Here is a 22,337-nt window from a genome sequence, read left to right on the forward strand (position 1 = left end):
AAGTTAAGCCTCACAGCGCCGATGGTACTGCAATCGAGAGGTTGTGGGAGAGTAGGACGCCGCCGGACAACACTTCACGTAGAGGCCACCCACCTGGGTGGCCTCTACGGCATTTACAACCAGGCGCAGTGTTTACTGTGTCTGAGAGATCGACTGCTCCTGGAAGGAAGACTCGTGGCTGAAGACCGCCGCAGCCAGCGCCCCGCCTCTGGTGGAGGACGCTCCGATGGTCCCAAGCGCTCGGGCAGTGCGCCCCAGAGCGGAGGCCGCGGCGCGCCTGCGCGTGGCCGCTCCGACGCGAGGGACGGCGACCGCCGGGGTCGTGACGACCGGCGGGGTCGTGACGACCGTCGTGGTCGTGACGACCGTCCGGCGCGCCAGGGTGACTGGAAGCGTCCGGCGACCGACCAGAAGACCCGCGACGAGGACCAGGCGCGCTACGACGGTCCGCCGCTGCCGGAGGGGATCACCGGCCAGGAGCTCGACCGGTCGATCACCGCGCAGCTCAAGGGGCTGCCCGAGAAGCTTGCGGCGCGCGTGGCTCGTCACCTCGCCGCGGCCGGCACCCTGATCGACGAGGACCCCGAGACCGCCTACCAGCACACGCTGGCTGCTCGCGCACGGGCCTCGCGCCTCGCGGTCGTGCGAGAGGCGACGGGGGAGGCCGCCTACGCCGCCGGCCACTACGCCGAGGCGCTGGCCGAGCTGCGTGCCGCCAAGCGGATGAACGGCGCCACCGCCTACCTGCCGATCATGGCCGACTGCCACCGCGCGCTGGGACAGCCCGAGCAGGCGCTGAAGCTGGCGAAGAGCCCGTCGGTGGCCGGCTTCCCGGCCGAGGCCAAGGCCGAGATGACGATCGTGGAGTCCGGCGCCCGCCGCGACATGGGACAGTTCGACGCCGCGCTGCGGACGCTCGAGCTCGCGCCGCTGAACTCGAAGACCCGCGCGAACTGGGTGGTGCGCCTGCGCTACGCCTACGCGGACACCCTGGTCGCCGCGGGTCGCGAGCGCGACGCGCTGGAGTGGTTCCACCGCACCCACGCCATCGACAGCGAGGAGACCACGGACGCCGCGGAGCGCGCCGAGCAGCTGGAGAAGAAGCTCGACCGCTGATCTGCATCTCGTCGGATGCCGCGTGACACGCTGAGGCATTGACGCGCACCTGCTGGCATTCGGCGGGTTTTTCCGCCACAATGTCCTCATAACTACACACGTGTCACTCAAGGCTTCGACATCTTCGAAAGAGACCGCTGGGGAAGGCGTATCTCGACGCCGAGGATGAAGGAGGTCACCGTGACCACACGTACTGCCGCCCGCCCCAACGGTCCGGGGACGCGGGGCATCATGTTCGTGCACTCAGCGCCGTCGGCGCTCTGCCCACACATCGAGTGGGCAGTCGGCGGCGTCCTTGGCGTGCCCGTCAGCTTGGACTGGACTCCGCAGGCCGCCCAATCGGGCACCTACCGCGCGGAGCTCTCGTGGACCGGTGCGGCGGGCTCCGCCGCTGCCGTCGCCTCCGCCCTGAGGGGGTGGAACCAGCTCCGCTTCGAGATCACCGAGGAGCCCACCGCCTCCACGGAGGGCTCGCGCTACTCCTACACCCCCGAGCTCGGCGTCTTCCACGCGGTGACCGGCCTGCACGGCGACATCATGATCCCCGAGGACCGGCTCAAGGCTGCGGTGGTCAAGGCCGCGCTGGGCGACACCACGCTGACCGGCGAGGTCGACAAGCTGCTGGGCAAGCCCTGGGACGATGAGCTCGAGACGTTCCGTCACGCGGGGGACGGCGCCCCCGTGCGCTGGCTCCACCAGGTCGTCTGAGCGAGCCCCTCTGGTCACGATCACCCCGGCTTTCACGAGTTAACGTGTGAAACCCCCGCTTCCCACACGAAGGAACACGTGGGAAGCGGGGGTTTCGTGTGCTCAGTGCCCGCCGGGGACGCTGCGCCGCCGTACGACGCGGCGCGGCGCCGCCCTGGGTGCGGGCGAGGTGGTGCTCAGAGCGGGATGTTGCCGTGGGCTCCCCGCTTGACGCCGTCGGTCTCGACGGCATCACAGATCGCACGGGCCAGCGCCGAGCGGGTACGCGACGGCTCGACCACCTCGTCGACGACGCCGATCTCGACCGCCTTGTCGATGCCGCCGGCCAGCCGCTCGTGCTCGGCGGCCAGCTGCGCCTCCACCTGCGGACGGATCTCGGGCGCCACTTCGGCGAGCCGCCGGCGGTGGAGCACGCGGATCGCGGCGACCGCCCCCATCACCGCCACCTCGGCGCCGGGCCAGGCGAACACCCGGGTGGCGCCCAGGGAGCGTGAGTTCATCGCGATGTAGGCGCCGCCGTAGGTCTTGCGGGTCACCAGCGTCACCCGAGGCACCACGCACTCGCCGAAGGCGTGCAGGAGCTTGGCTCCGCGCCGGACGACTCCGTCCCACTCCTGTCCCACGCCCGGCAGGTAGCCGGGGACGTCGACGAGCACGATCAGCGGCACGCCGAAGGCGTCGCACATGCGCACGAAGCGCGATGCCTTCTCCGCGGACAGCGAGTCCAGGCAGCCGCCCAGGCGCAGCGGATTGTTGGCCACCACCCCGACGGTGCGACCCCCGAAGCGGCCCAGCACCGTGACGATGTTGGGGGCCCAGCGGGCGTGCAGCTCCTGGGCCGTCCCCACGTCCAGCACGCCGTCGACCAGCGGGTGGACGTCGTAGGCGCGTTTGCGCGACTCGGGCAGGAGCGCGGCGAGGTCCGTGTCGACGACGTTCTCGGCATCCAGGCTGCCCTGGGCGCCGAGCAGGGATGCCACGCCGCGGGCCCGATCGAGGGCCTCCTGCTCGCTCTCGGCCAGGATGTGGACCACGCCGGAGCGGCGGCCGTGCGGCTCGGGGCCGCCGAGGCGGAGCATGTCTACGTCCTCGCCGGTGACCGAGCGGACCACCTCGGGTCCGGTGACGAAGATCCGGCCCTCGGGGCCGAGCACGACGACGTCGGTGAGCGCGGGGCCGTACGCCGCGCCGCCGGCGGCGGGTCCGAGCACCACCGAGATCTGCGGGATCTTGCCGGAGGCCTGGGTCATCACCTGGAAGATGCGGCCCACCGCATGCAGCGAGAGCACGCCCTCGGCGAGGCGGGCCCCGCCGGAGTGCCACAGACCGATGACGGGCACCCGGTCGGTCATCGCCCGGTGGTAGGCCTTGACCACCACCTTGCAGCCCTGGTCTCCCATCGCGCCGCCCATCACGGTGGCGTCCGAGCAGAACGCCACCACGGGTGCGCCCTCGACGGTGCCGACCGCGGCGAGCATGCCCGAGTCGTCGTCGGCGGTGATCAGCTCGAGCGAGCCGTCATCGAGCAGGGCGCCCAGCCGCTTGAGCGGGTGGCGAGGGTCCTGGTCGCGCGGCAGCTTCTCGCGACGCGCGGGCGTGGCGGTCTGGGTCATCACACGCTCCGGAAGGCCAGCGCCACGTTGTGCCCGCCGAAGCCGAAGGAGTTGTTCAGCGCCGCGATGTCTCCGGCGGGCAGGTCGCGGACCTTGTCGGCGAGGTCGAGCCCGACGTCCTCGGGAGCGTCGAGGTTGATGGTGGCCGGCACCTTGCGGTGGTGCAGGGCCAGGATCGTGGCGACCGACTCCAGGGCACCGGCGGCACCCAGCAGGTGACCGGTCATCGACTTCGTGGAGGTGACGACGACCTGGTCGGCGGGGTCGCCGAGCGCCGTGCGGATCGCCAGCGCCTCGGCGAGGTCGCCCTGCGGGGTCGAGGTGGCGTGGGCGTTGATGTGGACCAGGTCGGACGCACTGAGGTTCGCCTGGCGCAGCGCCATCCCCATCGCCCGGGTGGCGCCACGCCCCACGGGGTCGGGCTGCGCGATGTCGTGGGAGTCGGCCGTGATGCCGGCGCCGGCGGCGTCGGCGTAGATGCGTGCGCCGCGCGCCTCGGCGTGCTCGGCGGACTCCAGCACGATCACCGCTGCGCCCTCGCCCAGCACGAAGCCGTCGCGGCCCTTGTCCCAGGGACGCGAGGCGCGGGCAGGGTCGTCGTTGCGCTTGGAGAGCGCCATCATCTGGCCGAAGGCGGCCATCGGCAGGGCGTGCACGGCCGCCTCGGTGCCGCCGCAGACGACCACGTCGGCACGGCCCAGCTGGATCTGGTCGATCCCCAGCGCGATCGCCTCGTTGCCGGAGGCGCAGGCCGAGACCGGGGTGTGCACGCCCGCCTTGGCGCCGATCGCGAGCCCGACCGCGGCGGCGGGCCCGTTGGGCATCAGCATCGGGATGGCCAGCGGGGAGACCCGCCGCGGGCCCTTGGCGAGCAGGCTGTCGTAGTTGTTGAGCAGCGTGGTGACGCCGCCGATGCCGGAGGCCAGCGCCACCCCCAGCCGCTCGAGGTCCATCAGCGGGTCCTCGCCGTCCTCGACGGCGAGCCCGGCGTCGCGCCACGCCTCGAGCGCGGCGACCATGGCCAGCTGGCCCGAGCGGTCCATCCGGCGCGCCTTGACCCGGTCCAGCACCTCGCCGGGCTCGACCGCGACGCGGGCGGCGATCCGGGTGCCGAGGGGTTGGGCCCAGTCGTCGTTCAGGACACCGACGCCCGAGCGCCCCTCCAGCAGCGCTTCCCAGGTGGTCGGTACGTCCCCACCGACGGGGGAGGTGGCACCGAGACCGGTGACGACGACTCGCTTGAGCGACATGAGGAAGGTCCTTCGGGTTGCGGGGGTCTCACGTGGGGTGGTGACGAGCTGGGTGGTGGCCACGGGGCCGACCGGAGGCTGGACCGGTGGTCCCGCTGGCAGCGGGACCACCGAGGGGGCTCAGCCCTGGGCGCGCTCGATGAAGGCGACGGCGTCACCGACGGTCTTGAGGTTCTTGACCTCGTCGTCGGGGATGGACACGCCGAACTTCTCCTCGGCGGCCACGACGACCTCGACCATGGACAGCGAGTCGACGTCGAGGTCGTCGACGAACGACTTGTCCAGCTGGACGTCGTCGGTGTCGATCCCAGCGACCTCGTTGACGATGTCGGCGAGGTCGGTGCGGATCTCTTCGGTGGTGGCCATCTGTGTTCCTTCTCTGTGGGGGGTGGGGGTGAACTCTGGGGGCGCCGCTCAGGGCACGACGACGACCTGGGCGGCGTAGGAGAGCCCGGCGCCGAAGGCGATCAGCAGGGCCTTGTCGCCGCTGCGGGCCTCGCCCTCCTCGATCATCCGGTGCAGCGCCAGGGGGATGGACGCGGCCGAGGTGTTGCCCTGGTCGGCGACGTCGCGGGCGATGCGCACGTGCTCGGGCAGCTTCATCGCGCGGGCCATCGCGTCGATGATGCGCATGTTGGCCTGGTGGGGGACGAAGACGTCGAGGTCGGCGGAGGTGATCCCGGCCCGGTCGAGCGTCTGCTGCGCGATCTTGGCCATCGTGAAGGAGGCCCAGCGGAAGACCGGGTTGCCCTGCATGGTCAGGTGCGGCATCAGCGGGGCCTCGGAGGCGATCACGTCGCGCCAGTCCTCGCGCTGACGGATCAGGTCGAACTGCTCACCATCGGATCCCCACACCACCGGGCTGATCCCGGGCGTCGGGCTGGGGCCCACGACCGCCGCCCCCGCGCCGTCGGCGAAGATGAACGCCGTCCCGCGGTCGGCCGGGTCGGTGATGTCGGAGAGCCGCTCGACACCGATCACCAGGACGTGGCGAGCGGTCCCGCCGCGGACCATGTCCGAGGCCAGCGCGACCCCGTGGCAGAACCCCGCACAGGCGGCGGAGATGTCGAAGGCGGCTGCCTGCTCGGTGCCGAGCTCGTGGGCGATCGCCGTCGCGATGGCCGGCGTCTGGAGCAGGTGGCTCACGGTCGCCACGATCACGCAGTCGATCTGGCGTACGTCGATGCCGGCGCTCTCCAGGGCCCCGCGGGAGGCGGCCACCGACATCATCTGGATGGTCTCCGCCGCAGTGGCGAAGCGGCGCTGGCGGATGCCCGAGCGCTGCTGGATCCACTCGTCGGTGGAGTCGATCGCGTCGATGATCTCCGAGTTGGGCACGACCCGGCTGGCGCGGTAGGCGCCCACGCCCAGCACGCCCGCGTGGGCTGCCCCGGGAATGCCGCCGGACAGGACGGACGCGCTCATCACGGCTCCTGGGGGTGCAGGCGCAGCAGGGGCTGGCCGGGGGAGACCAGGTCGCCGTCCTCGACGAGCCACTCCACCACCTGGCCGCCGTGCGGGGCGCTGATCGAGGTGCGGTCCCGGGTGCTGGCCACCTCGCCGATGACGGTGGCGGCGGGCAGGAACTCGGCGTCGGCCACCTCGCGCGCACGGTGGAAGGTGCCCTTGCCGGGCGAGACCACCATCCGCCAGGTGGGGTGGAGGTCGAGGCCGTTGGCCTCGCCGTGCTTGTCGCAGAAGGCGCGGGCGTCGTCGAGCTGGTCGGGGGTCTTCAACGCGAACGTCTCGACCCCCTTGAGGGCCCGCTTGGCGATGCCGGTGAGCGTCCCGGCGGGAGGCATCTCGAGGATGCCGGTGACGCCGAGGTCGAGCATCGCCTCCATGCACAGGTCCCAGCGGACCGGGCTGGCGATCTGGCCGACGATGCGGGCCAGGGCCTCCCGGCCGTCGTGGACGACCTGGCCGTCGCGGTTGGAGATCAGGGCGGTGCGCGGGTCGTGGGTCGACACCGAGCGAGCCAGCTGGGCGAGGTGGCCCACCGCCGGCTCCATGTGCTCGGTGTGGAACGCGCCGGCGACGCTGAGCGGCATCAGCCGGGCGCGGGCGGGGGGCTGCTCGGCCAGGGCGGCGAGCTGCTCGGTGGTGCCCGCGGCCACGATCTGGCCGGGGCCGTTGTCGTTCGCGGCGGTGAGACCGAGGCGCGCCAGGGTGGCCAGCACGTCGGTGCGCTCCCCGCCCAGGATCGCGGTCATCCCGGTGGCGGTGACGGCGGCGGCGTCGGCCATCGCCCGGCCGCGCTCGCGGACCAGCACCATCGCCTGCTCGGCGCTGATCGCGCGGGCACCGGCCGCGGCGGTCAGCTCGCCCACGCTGTGCCCGGCGACGGCCCCGATCCGGGAGAACGCGTCGGCCGGGTGCGGGAAGAGCTCGAGGGCGGCGACGAGGCCGGAGGCGACCAGCAGCGGCTGGGCGATGCGGGTGTCGCGGATGGTCTCCGCGTCCGCCTCGGTGCCGTAGTGGACGAGGTCGAGGCCGGCGACTGTGGCCAACCACTCGAAGCGCGACGCGAAGACCGGGTCTTCGAGCCACGGGGTCAGGAAGCCGGGGGTCTGGGCCCCTTGGCCGGGGGCGACAATGACGAGCACCACACCACTGTGCCCCTTGGCCGGGCTCAGATTCGCCTTCGGCGCACACCAACCCGAGCGGGGTTCTTTGGAGGGTTCCTACAACTATTGGGGCCCGCGGCCCGACTGGCGTCCGAGCACGAGGGCGATCCGGAGGGTGAACGCGTCCCGCGAGTGCGAGGCCGTGAGCCCGGTCAGCTCCGCCACCTGGCGCAGCCGGTAGCGCACCGTGTTGGTGTGCACGAACAGCTCGCGTGCGGTGCCCTCCAGCGAGCCGCCGCCGTGCAGGTAGGCGGCCAGCGTCTCGATCAGCGTGCCGCGCGCCTGGAGCAGCGGCAGGTAGACCTCCTCGATCAGGTGGCGCCGGGCGTGCCCGTCGCCGGACAGGGCCCGCTCCGGGAGCAGGTCGTCGCTCTGCACCGGGCGCGGCGCCTGCGGCCAGCCGGCGCTGGCGCGGTGCGCGGACAGCGCCGCCCGCGCGGAGACGTGAGCACCGCCGAGGTCGCCCAGGACCGGCCCCACGACCACCGGCCCCGGCCCGAACAGCTCGGCCAGGGGCGCGACCGAGGTGTCCGCCGGCAGCTCGACCCCGCCGAGGACGATCACCATCCGATCGCCGTGCGTGCCGCACAACGCGTCCATCCCGACGCCCTGGGCGGTACGGCGCACCTCCTCGAAGAGGTCCGTCTGCGGTCGGGCGGAGGACAGGCTGCCGAGCATCACGGCGACGCCGGCCCGGCCCTCCCAGCCCAGGGCGCTGGCCCGGGAGAGCACCTCCTCGTCGGCGTCCGCGCGCAGGATGGAGTCGACCACCAGGGCCTCCAGCCGGGCGTCCCAGGCGCCGCGCTGCTCGGCGGCGCGGGCGTACACCTCCGCGGTGGCGAAGGCGACCTCGCGACCGTAGAGCAGCACCGCCTCGTGCACGGCCGGCACGTCCTCGGGGTGCAGGAAGGTGGCAGCCTGCTCCTCCACGACCTCCAGCGTCAGCCGCACCAGGTCGACGGTCTGGCGCAGGTTGATCACCCGGGTGAGGGCTTGCGGCGCCGCGCCGAAGACCTCGGCCGCGATCGCGTGCTCCCCGCTGAGCCGGCGTGCCTCGTGGCGGTACCACTCCACGAAGGCCCGGATGCCCGCCTGGATGATCAGGCCCACCCAGGATCGGTCCTCCGCGCTGAGCCCGCGGAACCAGGGCAGCGCCGACTCCATCCGGGTCACCGCGGAGGTGCTCAGGGCGCCGACCGAGCGCAGCAGCGCGTCCGCAGCCCGGGCCCGGGCCTGTCGTCCGGAGAGCTCGGGAGTGGTCACGAGGGCGAGGCTAGAGGATGTCGATCGCCCGTGGACACCGGCTTCCCCCTCCGCCGGGCCCCAGGTCTGCTTGAATCGGGGGATACCTGAGGAGGCTCCGATGACCGGAACGCCGCACGAGGTCCAGTACCTCGAGATCCACGGCCATCGCCGCGCCTTCGTGAAGGCCGGCAAGGGCCCTGCCCTGCTCTTGCTGCACGGACTGGGCTGCGACCACACCACCTGGTCGCCGGTGATCGACGCGCTGGCGCGCCGCTACACCGTCATCGCCCCCGACCTGCTCGGGCACGGGCGCTCGGCGAAGCCGCGCGCCGACTACACGCTGGGCGGCTACGCCAACGGGATGCGCGACCTGCTCACGCTCCTGGGCATCGACCGCGCCACCGTGGTGGGACACAGCTTCGGCGGCGGTGTCGCCATGCAGTTCGCCTACCAGTACCCGGAGCGCACCGAGCGTCTGGTGCTGGTCGCCAGCGGGGGACTGGGGCCCGAGGTGAGCCCCGCCATCCGGGTGGTCACCACGCCCGGCTTCCACCAGGCGATGGGAGTGCTCACGCTGCCCGGGGTGCGTCACCTGGGCCGGGCCGGGATGCGCGCGATCGCCAGGCTGAGCCCGCTCAAGGGGACCCGCGACCTGGCCGAGGTGGCCGAGATCTACGACTCCTTCAAGGACCCCGAGGCCCGGGCCGCGATCCGCCACGTGGTGCGGGCGGTGGTGGACTTCAAGGGCCAGATCGTGACGATGGCCGATCGCGCCTACCTCACCGAGGCGCTGCCGATGTGCGTCATCTGGGGGCGCGACGACGCCGTCATCCCGGTGCATCATGCCGCCAACGCCGCGGCACTCGCACCGAACGCGCGGGTCGAGGTGATCCGCAACGCCGGGCACTTCCCGCACAAGGACCACCCGCAGCGGTTCGTCAAGATCGTGAACGACTTCGTGCGGGCCACCGAGTCGGCCCAGCACAGCCGCGAGGAGTGGCGCGCCCTGCTCGAGCACGGTGCCACCGTGCTGCCTCGCGAGGCCGAGGCGGGGCACCGCCCGGTCGCACCCGTGGATCGGCACGGACGCGGCGCGGAGCCGAACGCAACGGCCGGACGGGCCACCATCGCCTGAGGTGGTGGCCCGCCCGGCCGCTGCCGGTGCTACGCGGAGCTAGGCGTCGCCGCCCTCCTGCTCGACGTCCGCGACCGCGGTCGGGTCGTCGATGCGGTACTTCTCGAACGCCTGCTGCACGACCTCCGGGGAGATCTGCGCGTCGTCGGCCAGGGCCTGCAGGGCCTGGACCACCACGGACTGCGCGTCGATGTGGAAGAAGCGCCGGGCGGCCGGTCGGGTGTCGGCGAAGCCGAAGCCGTCGGCTCCCAGCACCCGGTAGTCGGCCGGGACCCACCGGGCGATCTGCAGCGGCACCGCCGCCATGAAGTCCGAGACCGCGACGACGGGGCCCTCGGAGCCGGAGAGCTTGTCGGTCACGTACGCCGTGCGGGGCTCCGCCGAGGGGTGCAGCAGGTTCCACTCCTCCGAGGCGATCGCCTCACGGGAGAGCTCGTTCCACGAGGTCACCGACCAGGTGTCGGCGGCGACGCCCCACTCCTCGGCCAGCATCCGCGCGGCGTCCTGGATCCACGGGTAGGCGACGCCGGAGGCGAGCAGTTGGACCCGGGGGCCCTCCGCCTCGGCCGTCGACACCTTGTGCAGACCCTTGAGGATGCCCTCGACGTCCACGTCCGCGGGCTCCACGGGCTGGGTGACCGGCTCGTTGTAGACGGTCAGGTAGAAGATCACGTTCTCCGGGTGCGCGCCGTACATCCGCTCCAGGCCCGAGCGCATCACGTGGCTGACCTCGTAGGCGAACGCCGGGTCGTAGTGCACGACGGCCGGGTTGGTCGCCGCCAGCAGCGGCGAGTGCCCGTCCGCGTGCTGCAGCCCCTCGCCGGTCAGCGTGGTGCGCCCGGCGGTGGCGCCGATCAGGAAGCCGCGGGCCATCTGGTCGGCCATCGCCCAGATGGAGTCGCCGGTGCGCTGGAAGCCGAACATCGAGTAGAAGATGTAGAACGGGATCATGTGCTCGCCGTGCGTGGCGTACGCCGAGCCCGCGGCGGTCGCGGAGGCCAGCGCGCCGGCCTCGGAGATGCCCTCGTGGAGCATCTGACCCTGTGCGGACTCCTTGTAGGAGAGCAACAACTTGCGGTCGACGGACTGGTACTGCTGGCCGGCCGGGTTGTAGACCTTCGCGGTCGGGAACATCGCGTCCATGCCGAACGTGCGGTACTCGTCGGGCGCGATCGGCACGATCCGCTTGCCGATCTCCGGGTCCTTCATCCAGTCCTTGAGCAGGCGCACGAGCGCCATCGTGGTGGCGATCTTGTTCTTGCCCGAGCCCTGGCCGAGAGCGGCGTAGACCGAGTCGCCCGGCAGCTGGAGCGGCTTGGCCCGGTCCACGCGGCGCGGCAGCGAGCCACCGAGCTGGCGGCGACGCTCGAGCATGTACTCGATCTCCGCGGAGTCGGCGCCCGGGTGGAACAGCGGGGCGGTGCCGTTCTGCTCGTAGGAGCGGTCCAGGTCCCGGTCGCTGATCGGCAGGTACAGCCGGTCGCGGAACTTCTTGACGTCGGCCGGGGTGAGCTTCTTCATCTGGTGGGTGGCGTTCTTGCCCTCCAGGGCGTCGATCGTCCAGCCCTTGATGGTGTGCGCGAGGATCACCGTCGGCTGGCCGACGTGCTTGGTCGCGGCGTCGAAGGCGGCGTACACCTTGCGGTAGTCGTGGCCGCCGCGCGGCAGCTTGCGGATCTGGTCGTCGCTCATGTGCTCGACCATCTTGCGCAGGCGCGGGTCGCCGCCGAAGAAGCTCTCCCGCACGTAGCCGCCGGTCTCCACCGAGTAGGTCTGGAAGTCGCCGTCGGGCGTGGTGTTCATCTTGTTGACCAGCACGCCGTCGACGTCGCGGGCCAGCAGCGCGTCCCACTCGCGGCCCCAGACGACCTTGATCACGTTCCAGCCGGCGCCGCGGAAGATCGACTCCAGCTCCTGGACGATCTTGCCGTTGCCGCGCACCGGTCCGTCGAGCTGCTGGAGGTTGCAGTTCACCACGAAGGTCAGGTTGTCGAGCTCCTCGCGCGCCGCCACCGAGATCGCGCCCAGCGACTCGACCTCGCCCATCTCGCCGTCACCGAGGAAGGCCCACACGTGCTGCTGGGAGGTGTCCTTGATGCCGCGGTTGTGCAGGTAGCGATTGAAGCGGGCCTGGTAGATCGAGTTCAGGCCGGTGAGACCCATCGAGACGGTGGGGAACTCCCAGAAGTCCGGCATCAGCCGGGGGTGCGGGTAGGACGGCAGGCCCTTGCCCGGTCCGTGCTGGACCTCCTGGCGGAAGCGGAAGAGCTGCTGCTCCTCCAGGCGGCCCTCGAGGAAGGCGCGCGCGTAGATGCCGGGGGAGGCGTGACCCTGGATGTAGATCTGGTCGCCGCCGCCGGGGTGGTCCTTGCCGCGGAAGAAGTGGTTGAAGCCGACCTCGTAGAGGCTGGCCGAGGACTGGTACGACGCGATGTGCCCGCCGACCTCGAGTCCCTTGCGGTTCGCGCTCGAGACCATCACCGCGGCGTTCCAGCGGATGAACGCGCGGATACGTCGCTCGATCTCCTCGTCGCCGGGGAACCAGGGCTCGCGCTCGGGAGGGATCGTGTTGATGTAGTCGGTGCTGCGCAGGGCGGGCACCCCGACCTGCTTCTCGCGGGCGCGCTCGAGCAGGCGGAGCATCACATAGCGGGCACGCTCCCGGCCGCGGTCGTCCACGAGGGCATCGAACGAGTCGATCCACTCGTGCGTCTCGTCCGGATCGATGTCGGGCAACTGGGTCGGCAGGCCCTCGTGGATCACGGACGGGGTGGAGCTGGCACGGGACTGGGGTACGTCGTCGGTCACCGAACCATCGTTGCACGCGCGCTGTTGACAGGAAATCCACCCACGACTAATCGCGCGTCGCGCGGGTCCAACGGGGGCAAGGGTTGCGTCGGTGGAGGAACTTCGATGGACTACCCCCACCCTTGCCCACGCCACCCCGTACGTCGCAGCGCAGAGCGCCACGCGAACGGGCGGTGTTTGGTCGGGAACCAAGTGCGGGACACTGTTCCGCATCCGTGTCGATCAGCAGAGCAGATGGAGGCGTCAGTGAGTCCGACCGCGGGTGGCGGGTCCACCCAGACAGATGCAGGCCAGACAGAAGCAGGCCAGACCGGTCCGGCTTCGCAGGATGCAGACAAGTCCACGCCCTCGGGGCCGGCCGCCAGGCTCGGCTTCAAGGCGGGCATGGTCATCCAGGAGCTCGGCTGGGACAACGACAGCGACGACGAGCTGCGCGTTGCGATCGAGGACTGCATCGACGCCGACATGGTCGACGGCGACTACGGCAACGTGGTGGACGCCGTCGTGCTGTGGTGGCGCAAGGACGACGGCGACCTCGTCGACGCCCTCGTCGACGCCCTGACCGACCTGGTGGGCGGCGGAGCGATCTGGCTGCTGACGCCGAAGGTCGGCCGCCCCGACGCCGTGGACGCCGCGGACATCTCCGAGGCCGCGCCGGTCGCCGGACTGGCCCAGACCACCACGGCCACGGTCAGCAAGGACTGGTCGGCCACGCGGCTGATGGCACCCAAGACCCCTGCCTGACGCCCCGCACGTCCCCACGACCCGGAAGCAGGCTGATGCGACGCGTTCTCGACCTGGCCGGGACGGCCGCGACCAGCGCCCGGGTGCTCACCTCGGCCGGCGTGATCCGTCCCTTCCCGCCCCTCGTGCTGGGCCGGCTGGCCCGCACCGTGCTCACCTGGGGCACCGGACCGGCGGGAGGCTTCACGACGCTCGCGGCCCGGTTCTCCGACCGTGTCGGCCTGGTCGACGAGCTGGGCTCGCTCACCTTCGGTGAGATGCACCGGCGCAGCAACGCCCTGGCGCGGGGGCTGCGCGAGCGGGGCGTCGGCGAGGGTGACAGCGTCGCGCTGATGGCGCGCAACCACCGCGGGTTCCTGGACGCGACCGTGGCGGTGGCCAAGCTCGGCGCCGACCTGCTCTACCTCAACACCGCCTTCGCCGGACCTCAGCTGGTGGACGTGCTGGCCCGCGAGAAGCCGGTCGTGGTGATCCACGACGAGGAGTTCACCGAGCTCCTCGCCGAGGCGGACGCGCAGCACCGGATCCTGGCGTGGGTGGACTCCGAGCAGGGCGACGTACCCACCCTGGAGGCGCTGATCCGCGCCGGTGCCGACGACGACCTCGACCCGCCCGAGCGCCACGCCCGGATCGTGATCCTCACCTCCGGCACCACCGGCACCCCCAAGGGGGCGCCGCGCCGCGAGGCCGGCATCGACGCCGCGGTGGCGCTGCTGTCGCGGATGCCGCTGCGCGCGGGCTGGCGCACCCACGTGGCCGCGCCGCTCTTCCACACCTGGGGCTTCGCCCACATGGCCCTGTCCATGCTCCTGGGATCCACGCTGGTGCTGCGGCGCCGCTTCGACCCCGAGGGGTGCCTGCAGGTGCTCGAGGAGGAGCGCTGCGACTCCTTCGTGGTGATCCCGGTGATGCTCCAGCGGATCCTCCAGCTGTCCGAGGAGGCGCTGGACCGCCACGACCTGAGCGCGGTCAAGGTCGTCGCGGCCTCGGGCTCCGCGCTGCCCGGCGACCTGGCGCTCGCCTGGATGGACCGCTTCGGCGACACCCTCTACAACATCTACGGCTCCACCGAGGTCGCCTGGGCGAGCATCGCCACCCCCGAGGACCTGCGCGCGGCGCCGGGCTCGGCGGGCAAGCCGCCCTACGCCACGGTCGTGCGGATCCTCGACGAGCAGGGCAAGGAGGTCGAGCAGGGCACCACCGGGCGGATCTTCGTCAGCAACAGCTTCCTGTTCGAGGGCTACACCGGCGGCGGTCACAAGGAGGTCGTCGAGGGCCTGATGTCCACCGGGGACGTCGGCCGCTTCGGCGAGGACGGCCGGCTCTACGTGGAGGGCCGCGACGACGAGATGATCGTCTCCGGCGGGGAGAACGTCTTCCCCAAGGAGGTCGAGGACTGTCTGGCCCGCCACCCCGACGTCGCCGACGTGGCCGCGGTGGGCGTCGACGACCCCGACTTCGGCAAGCGGCTGCGCGCCTTCGTCGTGCTGCGCGGTGGTGATGCGGCGAGCGAGGACGACCTCAAGGGCTGGGTGAAGGAGAACCTCGCCCGCTACAAGGTGCCGCGCGAGATCGTGTTCCTCGACGAGCTGCCCCGCAACTCCACGGGCAAGGTGCTCAAGCGCGAGCTGCACGAGGCGTGAGCGGGGGCGGCCGGGACCCGCACGGGCTCCGCCGCGTTCCCGGGTGCGAGGATGGGGCCATGAGTGCCGACCACCAGCGCCGACCCAGCGGGGCCGCTCGATGACCGGCATCGAGCTCGGCGGGATCGCCCCCGACTTCGCGCTGCGCGACCAGTTCGGCCAGGACGTCGCGCTGTCCTCGTTCCGCGGGCGCAAGGCGGTGGCGCTGTTCTTCTACCCCTACGCCTTCTCCGGTGTCTGCTCCGGTGAGCTGGCCGGCATCCGCGGCCGGCTCGCGGAGTTCCTCACCTTCGACACCGAGGTCCTCGCCATCTCCTGCGACTCGGTCTACTCGCTGCGGGCGTTCGCCGACCAGGACGGGCTGAACTTCCCGCTGCTCTCGGACTTCTGGCCGCACGGCGAGGTGGCCCGCGCGTACGACGTCTTCGACGAGGCCAAGGGCTGCCCCCGGCGCTCGTCGTACATCGTGGACGCCGAGGGCCGGGTGACCTGGTCGGTGCACAACGCGATGCCCGAGGGCCGCGACCTCGACGAGCACCTCAAGCAGCTGCACGACGCCGCGGTCTAGACCGAGGCGGCGGGTTTCCGGTGATTTCCGCCTCGATTCCTGACGGGTGCGAGACCCCGCGCTAATCTTGTTGATGTCGCGCCGCTGGTGACCCGAGACGCCAGCGGCGCGACTCTCATTTGTCCGGCGGTCGTCCGGCGTGGGTCCCGGCCGACCCGGCCGAGTTGCCCCGCACGTGTCGATCTCGTCTAGTCTGTGCGGGCTTCACGGGCGTATAGCTCAGCGGTAGAGCTCTGGTTTTACAAACCAGCGGTCGGGGGTTCGATCCCCTCTGCGCCCACTCCCGCCGGCCTCACACGGTGACCGGCTGGCCCCCGGTCACGGCCAGCACCTCGCCGGTGACGTAGCTCGACTCGGCCGAGGCCAGGAACACGAAGGCGGTGGCCACCTCGGCCGGTTGGCCGACGCGACCCATCGGGGTCTGCTCGCCGAAGCTCTCGACCTTCTCCTCGGTCATCGTGGCCGGGATCAGCGGCGTCCAGATCGGGCCGGGGGCCACCGAGTTCACCCGGATCCCGTCCTCGGCCACGCTGGCCGCCAGGCCGCGGGTGAAGTTGGCGATGCCGGCCTTGGTGGTGGCGTAGTCGAGCAGGTGCGAGGACGGGGAGGAGGCCTGCACCGACGAGGTGTTGATGATGCAGGCGCCGCGCTTCATGTGGGGCAGCGACATCCGGCACAGCCAGAACATCGCGTAGAGGTTCGTCTTGAAGACCCGGTCCAGCTGCTCGGTGGTGATGTCGGCCAGGCCGCCGGGCTGCGACATCTGGTAGGCGGCGTTGTTGACCAGGATGTCGATGCGCCCGAACTCCTCGACGGTCCGGTCCACGAGCTGCTGGCAGAACTCCTCCGAGGTGAGGTCCCCGGGCACCGCGACCGCGCGGCGACCGGCCTCCTCGACCAGGGCGACGGTCGCGCGGCCGTCCTCCTCCTCGCCCGGGAGGTAGGTCAGCACCACGTCGGCGCCCTCACGGGCGAACGCCAGCGCCACCGCGCGCCCGATCCCGGAGTCGCCGCCGGTGATCAGCGCGACCCGGTCGGTGAGCTTGCCCGTGCCCCGGTAGCTGTCCTCGCCGTGGTCGGGCTGGCTGTCCATGGCGGGGGTGACCGACCCCGACGAGCCGGGTGCCGGGAGCTGCTCGCCGGAGGTGTCCGGCTGCGGGTGCTGGCGGTGCGGGTCGGTGGTCTCGGGGGACTGGTCGGGCATCGGCTGCTCCTGCTCCTCGGGGGTGAGCGCTCTGCGACCCCGCCCGGTGACGGGGCGCTGCCGGGTACCCGTTCGGCTGAGCCACAAAACGCCGCCCGCGGCGCCGAGGACCCTCATGTAACGCGGAGATGAGAGGGGTCTCATCGGGGGCTCACGGTGTGCTCACGGGGGGCGGGCAGCGTCTGGGGGGTCAGGTGCACAGGCGGGCCGCCCGCCGCAACGAGAGGAGATCGCGATGAGGAAGCTACTCACCACCGGAGTGCTCGCGCTGACGGGGATGGTGACGGTCGGGCTGCTGGCGATGCAGTCCCCGTCCGTGTCGGCGACGGGAGGCGACGAGTTCAGCAAGCGTGAGGACGACGTCCCCGAGCTGGTGCTGGTCGCCGACGACGACGACGATGACACCAACGCCGACACCCACACCAACACCCGCGATCGCGACAGCGGGTTCAGCCGGTCCACCCGGGACAACACCCGCAGCAACTTCACCCGGGTGAGCCGCAACCGCGACCTCAGCCGCAGCGACAAGACCCGGGACTGGACCCGCGACGGCGCCGGCCAGCGCAAGCGCGACTGGTCGGCGAACCGGACCAACGACCGCTCGCGCAACGACACCCGCGGCCGCGGCTGACGGCGTACGACGCGAGCACCGGGAGGTCGGGAGAGATGACGCAGAGCTGGAGGCTGGCCGAGGGCGACGCCCTCACCCCCGAGCTGACGGTGGCCAGGCTGCTCGGCGGGGGAGCGGCCTACGAGGCCTATCTGGCGTTCGACGAGATCACCTACTCGCCGGTCGTGGTGAAGGTGCTGCGTCCCGACCAAGTCGCCGACGAGGCCAGCCTCCGGGGGCTGCGCCGTGAGGTGGCGTCGCTGGCCCTGGCCAGCCACCCGGTGCTCGTGCGCGGCCTGCGCCACGAGCTGGCGGGCGAGCGACCCCACGTCGTCCTCGAACACATCGACGGGCCCCGTCTCTCGACGCTGATCCGGCGTTTCGGGCCGCTGCAGGCCCAGCAGTACCTGCCCCTGGCCATCGACGTGTCGGCCGCCCTGCACTATCTGCGCCACGTCGGCCACACCCACCTCGACATCAAGCCGAGCAACGTGATCATGGGGGCCCCGGCGCGGCTGATCGACCTCTCGGTGGCCCGTCGCGTCGAGGACGCGCAGGCACTGCGCAGCCCCATCGGCACCGACGCCTACATGGCGCCCGAGCAGTGCGATCCGCCCGGCACCGGCAGGCCGGGACACGCCAGCGACGTGTGGGGACTGGGGGCGACGCTGTTCGAGGCCGTCGCGGGCTACCGGCCCTTCGACGTCGGCGAGCCCGACGCCGCGGACCTCGCCGAACGGTTCCCGCAGCTGCGCGACGCGCCGTACGAGCTGCCCGACGCGGTGCCGCACGAGGTCGCCAAGGTCATCGCGGCCGCCCTCGAGCCGGACCCGGCCGACCGGCCGGTGCCGCACGAGATCGCCGACGCCCTGGAGCCGGTGCTGGCCCGCCAGCCGCGCGGCCACCTGGCCGGGTTCAGGCTCACGCGTTGAACCGGTAGCCCATCCCGCGCACCGTGGAGATCGCCCCCGCCCCGAGCTTGCGGCGCAGGTAGCCCACGTAGACGTCCACGACGTTGGACCCGGGGTCGAAGTCGTAGCCCCAGGCGTGGTCGAGCAGCTGCTCGCGGGAGAGAACCTGGCCGGGGTTGAGCATGAAGATCTCGGCGAGCGCGAACTCCCGTGCGGAGAGGTCGACCTGCCGCCCGGCCGCCACGGCTCGACGGGTGCGCAGGTCCAGGCGCACCGCGCCGACGGTCAGCACCTCCTCGCGACCCCCGGCGCCCGGCGCCCCGTCCTGGCGCAGCCGAAGCCGGACCCGGGCCAGCAGCTCCGCGAACCGGAACGGCTTGGGCATGTAGTCGTCGGCGCCACCCTCGAGCGCCGACACGGTGTCGGTCACCGAGTCGCGCGCGGTGAGCACGATGACGGGGACCCGGGACCCCTGCGAGCGCAGCTGGTCGAGCACCGCGAAGCCGTCCAGACTCGGCAGCCCGATGTCCAGCACCACCAGGTCGAAGTCCCCGCCGAGCGCCAGGTCGAGCCCCTCACGCCCGTCCGCGGCGACGGTGGTCCGGTGACCGTCCGCGCGCAGCCCCTTGGCGACGAACGACGCGATGCGCTCCTCGTCCTCCACGATCAGGATTCGGGCCATGTGTCCTCCTGCGATGTCGTACGGCGCGCAGCGGGCGGCTGGGCGGGGAGCGTGATCACGAACCGTGAGCCGCTCGGCTCGGCGTCCTCGACGTGCACCTCGCCTCCGTGCGCGGCCGCGATCGCGGAGACGATCGAGAGCCCCAGCCCGAAGCCCTCGTCGGCGACCGACACGCTGCCGCGGGCGAAGCGCTCGAAGATGTGCTCACGGTCCTGTGCCGCGACGCCGGGACCCTCGTCGCGCACCCAGAGCCGGACGGTGCCCGGCACGTCCGGCGACCCGGGCTGCGGCTCGTAGGAGGAGCCGACCGCCACCACGTCACCGGGACCGGTGTGCTTGACGGCGTTGTCAGCCAGCTGCAACAGCGCCTGGGTGAGCCGCTGCTCGTCGAGGATCACGGTGCCCTCGCCGGTGCCGTCCAGGCGCCAGTCGCGCTCGGCCAGGCCCTGGGCCTTGGCCCACACGGTGTGCGTCAGCGGCCCCAGCCCGACCGGGCGCGCAGCGAGGAAGTCGGGGCGCCGGCTCTTGGCGAGCAGGATCAGGTCGCCCACCAGCCGTGACATCCGATCCACCTCCTCGAGCAGCAGCTCGCGGGTCTCGGCGACGTCGGTGGGAGAGTCGGCGTCGAGCAGCTCCAGGTGGCCGCGCAACACGGTCAGCGGGGTGCGCAACTCGTGTCCGGCGTCGTCGAGGAAGCGGCGCTGGTCGGCGAACCCGCTCTCCAGCCGGTCGAGCATGTCGTTGAGGGTGCGGGTCAGCGCGGTGATGTCGTCGTTGCCGCGCTCGGGGATGCGGCGCGACAGGTCGGTTGCGGTGATCTCGGTGGCAGTCCGGCGCAGGGTGGCCAGCGGCGCGAGCAGCCGCCCCGATTGCCAGCCGGCCAGCGCCGTCACCGCGCCGAGGGCGAGCAGGGCGACCAGGGAGTAGGTCTGCATGGTCCGGTTGAGCTCGGCCCGCTCAGCGTCGAGGAAGCTGACGATGATCAGCCCGCCCGCGTCCCGGGTGCTGCGGACCGGCACGATCGTCACCCACACCTCGCCCAGCTCCGAGGACTCGATCTCCTCGGTGCCTCCGTCCTGGAGCATCCGCCCGACGGCGGCGGTGTAGGCCGGACTCTGCAGGATCTCCTGGCCGTAGCGGTTGGCGGTGACGTCGCGCGCCCGGCCGCGGTAGTGGGCGACCAGCATCTCGTCGTCGTCGGGGACGTTGCGCACCAGGAAGACCTTGAGCAGGCGGCTGACCTCACGGAACGGCTGGGCGGTGGCGGGGTCGTTCCCCGAGGTCTGCAGCTGGCGGAACTCCGCCACCTCCTGCTCGATCTGCTCGGTGACCGCTCGGTCGATGCGCTGGGACTCGAGGGCGTAGACCAGCACCCCGGCCACGGCCATGGCGGTGGCGGTGAGCAGCGCGATGACGGCGACCAGGCGGGTCCGCACCGAGAACTGCGGCAGGACACCGCGCCGCGATCGCTCAGTCCTCGTCAGAGTCGTCCCCCTCACGGTCGGCGTCGTCGTCCCGGTCATCGTCCGGCCCGTCGTCCAGTTCGTCCGGTCCGTCGTCCAGGTCGTCGTCGAGCTGGGTGGGCTGCGGGGTGAGCACCCGGACGTCGCCGCCGTCGCCGGGGGAGCGCTCGGGCTCGGGCGCGCGGCTCGGCGTGGTTGCCGGGGGGCGCGGGGACGCAGGGGCCTCGGTGATCACCACCGGCTCGAGCCGGTTGGGATGCTCCCGCGAGGACGCGGCGAGCGAGCCGACCACGTACGCCGTCATCGGCAGTGCGATCAGCAGCCCGAGCAGGACCTTCAGCAGCGTGCTCATCAGACCCACGATCCTGCCCCATCGTGGGCCCGTGGTGAGAGCCTGATGAGAGGACCCTCATCGGCTGGCTACAGTGACGCCCACGCCAGCGTGTGAGGGAGAGCACATGTTCGTTCCGTTCAGCGTCACGGACTTCATCGACCGCGCCGAGACCGTGTACGGCGAGCGCCCCGGGGTCCTCGACGAGCCGGAGCAGCCCGCCCCCGCGCTGGGGACGCTCAGCTACCGCGAGCTGGCCGCGCTGGCCCGACGTCAGGCGGCCCGGCTCGACGAGCTGGGCATCGGGGTCGGGGAGCGGGTCGCCATCGCCTCGCACAACAGCGCGCGGATGCTCGCCTCGTTCTTCGCGGTGGCCGGCTCCGGGCGGGTGCTGGTGCCGATCAACTTCCGGCTGCGTCCCGACGAGGTGCACTACATCGTGCGGCACTCCGGTGCCCGGGTGCTGCTGGTGGACCCCGAGATCGCCGAGGAGCTCGACGTCGTCCCGGTCGAGCACCGCATCGTGCTGGGCTCCGACGAGGAGCTGTTCGCCCCAGCCGGCGCCGAGCCGGTGCCCTGGGAGCCGGACGAGTCCGCGACCGCCTGCATCAACTACACCTCCGGCACCACGGCGCGCCCCAAGGGCGTGCAGATCACCCACCGCAACATCTGGGTCAACGCCACCACGATGGCGATGCACCTGGGGCTCAGCGACCGCGACGTCTACCTGCACACCCTGCCGATGTTCCACGCCAACGGCTGGGGGATGCCGTTCGCCACCGCCGGGCTCGGCGTGCCCCAGATCGTGCTGCGCAAGGTCGACGGCGCGGAGATCCTGCGCCGCGTCGCCGAGCACGGCGTCACGATCATGTGCGCGGCGCCGGCCGTCGTCGCCGCCGTCCTCGAGGCCGCGCAGACCTGGCAGGGCGAGATCCCCGGTCGCGACCGGGTCCGCATCGTCGTCGCCGGCGCGCCGCCGCCGACCAAGACCGTGGCCCGCGTCGAGGAGGAGCTCGGTTGGGAGTTCATCCAGATCTACGGCCTCACCGAGACCTCGCCGCTGCTCACCGTCAACCGCAGCCGCGCGGAGTGGGACGAGCTCACCGCCGAGGAGCGCGCCGCCAAGCTGGTCCGCGCCGGGGCGCCCGCGCTCGGCGTACGCCTGGCGACCTCGGACAGCGGCGAGGTGCTGGCCCGCTCCAACGTCGTGCTGGAGGGCTACTGGGAGCAGCCCGAGGAGAGCGCCCGCGCGCTGGAGGACGGCTGGTTCCACACCGGGGACGGCGGCACCCTCGGCGAGGACGGCTACCTGACGATCAGCGACCGCAAGAAGGACGTGATCATCACCGGCGGCGAGAACGTCTCCTCGATCGAGGTCGAGGACGTGCTCTTCTCCCACCCGGCCGTCGCCGAGGTGGCGGTGATCGGGGTGCCCAGCGACCGGTGGGGCGAGACGATCATGGCGCTGGTGGTGAAGGCCCCCGACGAGGAGGCGCAGGCGGTGACCGAGGCCGACCTGATCGCCTGGTGCAAGCAGCGGGCCGCCGGCTACAAGGCCCCGACCGCGATCGAGTTCCGAGACGAGCTGGCCCGCACCGCCACCGGCAAGCTGCAGAAGTTCAAGCTGCGCGCGCCGTACTGGGAGGGGCGCGAGCGCCAGGTCAACTGAGCCGGCACTA

20 protein-coding genes, 1 tRNA gene and 1 rRNA gene are annotated in these 22,337 nt (G+C 71.9%); 11 read left to right on the forward strand and 11 right to left on the reverse strand.

Translation table 11 applies throughout. From position 1 onward, the window contains the following. From rrf to AC6EI4_RS14875, 3 genes are all read left to right on the forward strand, one after another. Window positions 1-68: ribosomal RNA gene (gene rrf, locus AC6EI4_RS14865) — 5S ribosomal RNA — on the forward strand; the annotation flags it as partial. Between the two features lie 106 nt (window positions 69-174). Next, on the forward strand, window positions 175-1,116 hold the full coding sequence (locus AC6EI4_RS14870) for a tetratricopeptide repeat protein (protein WP_498424508.1): 942 nt from the start codon (window positions 175-177) through the stop codon (window positions 1,114-1,116). Window positions 1,117-1,347: 231 nt separating this feature from the next. Next, entirely contained in the window at window positions 1,348-1,824 is a 477-nt protein-coding gene (locus AC6EI4_RS14875) for a DUF3145 domain-containing protein (RefSeq protein ID WP_498424650.1), read from the forward strand. Between the two features lie 176 nt (window positions 1,825-2,000). Here the strand turns inward: AC6EI4_RS14875 and AC6EI4_RS14880 are convergent, their stop codons facing one another. From AC6EI4_RS14880 to AC6EI4_RS14905, 6 genes are all read right to left on the reverse strand, one after another. Beyond that, window positions 2,001-3,437 (reverse strand): acyl-CoA carboxylase subunit beta, encoded by a 1,437-nt coding sequence (locus tag AC6EI4_RS14880; protein WP_498451924.1) that lies wholly within the window; start codon window positions 3,435-3,437, stop codon window positions 2,001-2,003. Then, complete coding sequence (locus tag AC6EI4_RS14885; RefSeq protein ID WP_498451925.1) at window positions 3,437-4,687, reverse strand: beta-ketoacyl-[acyl-carrier-protein] synthase family protein; 1,251 nt, start codon at window positions 4,685-4,687, stop codon at window positions 3,437-3,439. The genes AC6EI4_RS14880 and AC6EI4_RS14885 overlap by 1 nt, the downstream gene beginning before the upstream one ends. Window positions 4,688-4,807: 120 nt before the next feature. Continuing rightward, a complete protein-coding gene (locus tag AC6EI4_RS14890; RefSeq protein WP_498424512.1) occupies window positions 4,808-5,053 on the reverse strand; it encodes an acyl carrier protein in 246 nt (81 codons plus the stop codon). Between the two features lie 48 nt (window positions 5,054-5,101). Continuing rightward, window positions 5,102-6,112, reverse strand: a complete 1,011-nt coding sequence (locus tag AC6EI4_RS14895; protein WP_498451926.1) for a beta-ketoacyl-ACP synthase III — start codon at window positions 6,110-6,112, stop codon at window positions 5,102-5,104. Beyond that, on the reverse strand, window positions 6,112-7,293 hold the full coding sequence (locus tag AC6EI4_RS14900; RefSeq protein WP_498451927.1) for an acyltransferase domain-containing protein: 1,182 nt from the start codon (window positions 7,291-7,293) through the stop codon (window positions 6,112-6,114). Before AC6EI4_RS14900 ends, AC6EI4_RS14895 begins: the two co-directional genes overlap by 1 nt. A gap of 84 nt (window positions 7,294-7,377) precedes the next feature. Beyond that, window positions 7,378-8,577 (reverse strand): PucR family transcriptional regulator, encoded by a 1,200-nt coding sequence (locus tag AC6EI4_RS14905; protein ID WP_498424516.1) that lies wholly within the window; start codon window positions 8,575-8,577, stop codon window positions 7,378-7,380. A 100-nt stretch (window positions 8,578-8,677) separates the two neighbouring features. Here AC6EI4_RS14905 and AC6EI4_RS14910 point away from each other — a divergent pair, with 100 nt between their 5' ends. Next, a complete protein-coding gene (locus AC6EI4_RS14910; protein WP_498424518.1) occupies window positions 8,678-9,694 on the forward strand; it encodes an alpha/beta fold hydrolase in 1,017 nt (338 codons plus the stop codon). A 39-nt stretch (window positions 9,695-9,733) separates the two neighbouring features. Here AC6EI4_RS14910 and aceE read toward each other — a convergent pair whose 3' ends face one another. Next, complete coding sequence (aceE, locus tag AC6EI4_RS14915; RefSeq protein WP_498424519.1) at window positions 9,734-12,502, reverse strand: pyruvate dehydrogenase (acetyl-transferring), homodimeric type; 2,769 nt, start codon at window positions 12,500-12,502, stop codon at window positions 9,734-9,736. A 234-nt stretch (window positions 12,503-12,736) separates the two neighbouring features. Here aceE and AC6EI4_RS14920 point away from each other — a divergent pair, with 234 nt between their 5' ends. From AC6EI4_RS14920 to AC6EI4_RS14935, 4 genes are all read left to right on the forward strand, one after another. Next, window positions 12,737-13,246: a DUF3052 domain-containing protein gene (locus tag AC6EI4_RS14920; protein ID WP_498451928.1), complete on the forward strand. Its 510-nt coding sequence runs from the start codon at window positions 12,737-12,739 to the stop codon at window positions 13,244-13,246. A 35-nt stretch (window positions 13,247-13,281) separates the two neighbouring features. Then, entirely contained in the window at window positions 13,282-14,889 is a 1,608-nt protein-coding gene (locus AC6EI4_RS14925) for an AMP-binding protein (protein WP_498451929.1), read from the forward strand. A 100-nt stretch (window positions 14,890-14,989) separates the two neighbouring features. After that, complete coding sequence (locus AC6EI4_RS14930; RefSeq protein ID WP_498451930.1) at window positions 14,990-15,457, forward strand: peroxiredoxin; 468 nt, start codon at window positions 14,990-14,992, stop codon at window positions 15,455-15,457. Between the two features lie 208 nt (window positions 15,458-15,665). Beyond that, a tRNA-Val gene (locus AC6EI4_RS14935) sits at window positions 15,666-15,737 on the forward strand. A gap of 12 nt (window positions 15,738-15,749) precedes the next feature. Here AC6EI4_RS14935 and AC6EI4_RS14940 read toward each other — a convergent pair. Further along, window positions 15,750-16,661: a glucose 1-dehydrogenase gene (locus AC6EI4_RS14940; RefSeq protein ID WP_498451931.1), complete on the reverse strand. Its 912-nt coding sequence runs from the start codon at window positions 16,659-16,661 to the stop codon at window positions 15,750-15,752. 235 nt (window positions 16,662-16,896) lie between these two features. On the opposite strand from AC6EI4_RS14940, the gene AC6EI4_RS14945 reads away from it, so the two are divergent. Together AC6EI4_RS14945 and AC6EI4_RS14950 are read left to right on the forward strand one after the other, a co-directional pair. Beyond that, window positions 16,897-17,292, forward strand: a complete 396-nt coding sequence (locus AC6EI4_RS14945; protein ID WP_498424525.1) for a hypothetical protein — start codon at window positions 16,897-16,899, stop codon at window positions 17,290-17,292. Between the two features lie 35 nt (window positions 17,293-17,327). Beyond that, window positions 17,328-18,203, forward strand: coding sequence for a serine/threonine-protein kinase (locus AC6EI4_RS14950; RefSeq protein ID WP_498424527.1), 876 nt, complete (start codon window positions 17,328-17,330; stop codon window positions 18,201-18,203). Here the strand turns inward: AC6EI4_RS14950 and AC6EI4_RS14955 are convergent. From AC6EI4_RS14955 to AC6EI4_RS14965, 3 genes are read right to left on the reverse strand one after another with little or no spacing between them, the layout of a single operon-like run. Next, window positions 18,193-18,864, reverse strand: a complete 672-nt coding sequence (locus AC6EI4_RS14955) for a response regulator transcription factor (RefSeq protein WP_498451932.1) — start codon at window positions 18,862-18,864, stop codon at window positions 18,193-18,195. The genes AC6EI4_RS14950 and AC6EI4_RS14955 overlap by 11 nt on opposite strands. Next, a complete protein-coding gene (locus AC6EI4_RS14960) occupies window positions 18,849-20,300 on the reverse strand; it encodes a sensor histidine kinase (RefSeq protein WP_498451933.1) in 1,452 nt (483 codons plus the stop codon). The genes AC6EI4_RS14955 and AC6EI4_RS14960 overlap by 16 nt, the downstream gene beginning before the upstream one ends. A 34-nt stretch (window positions 20,301-20,334) precedes the next feature. Continuing rightward, the gene (locus tag AC6EI4_RS14965) at window positions 20,335-20,679 is read right to left on the reverse strand and encodes a hypothetical protein (RefSeq protein WP_498424530.1); all 345 of its coding nucleotides are present in this window, start codon (window positions 20,677-20,679) and stop codon (window positions 20,335-20,337) included. Window positions 20,680-20,785: 106 nt separating this feature from the next. Between AC6EI4_RS14965 and AC6EI4_RS14970 the strand changes: the two genes are divergently transcribed. Next, window positions 20,786-22,327 (forward strand): AMP-binding protein, encoded by a 1,542-nt coding sequence (locus AC6EI4_RS14970; RefSeq protein WP_498451934.1) that lies wholly within the window; start codon window positions 20,786-20,788, stop codon window positions 22,325-22,327. Window positions 22,328-22,337: the final 10 nt, after the last annotated feature.

The organism is Nocardioides sp. Z43_10, assembly GCF_059766615.1.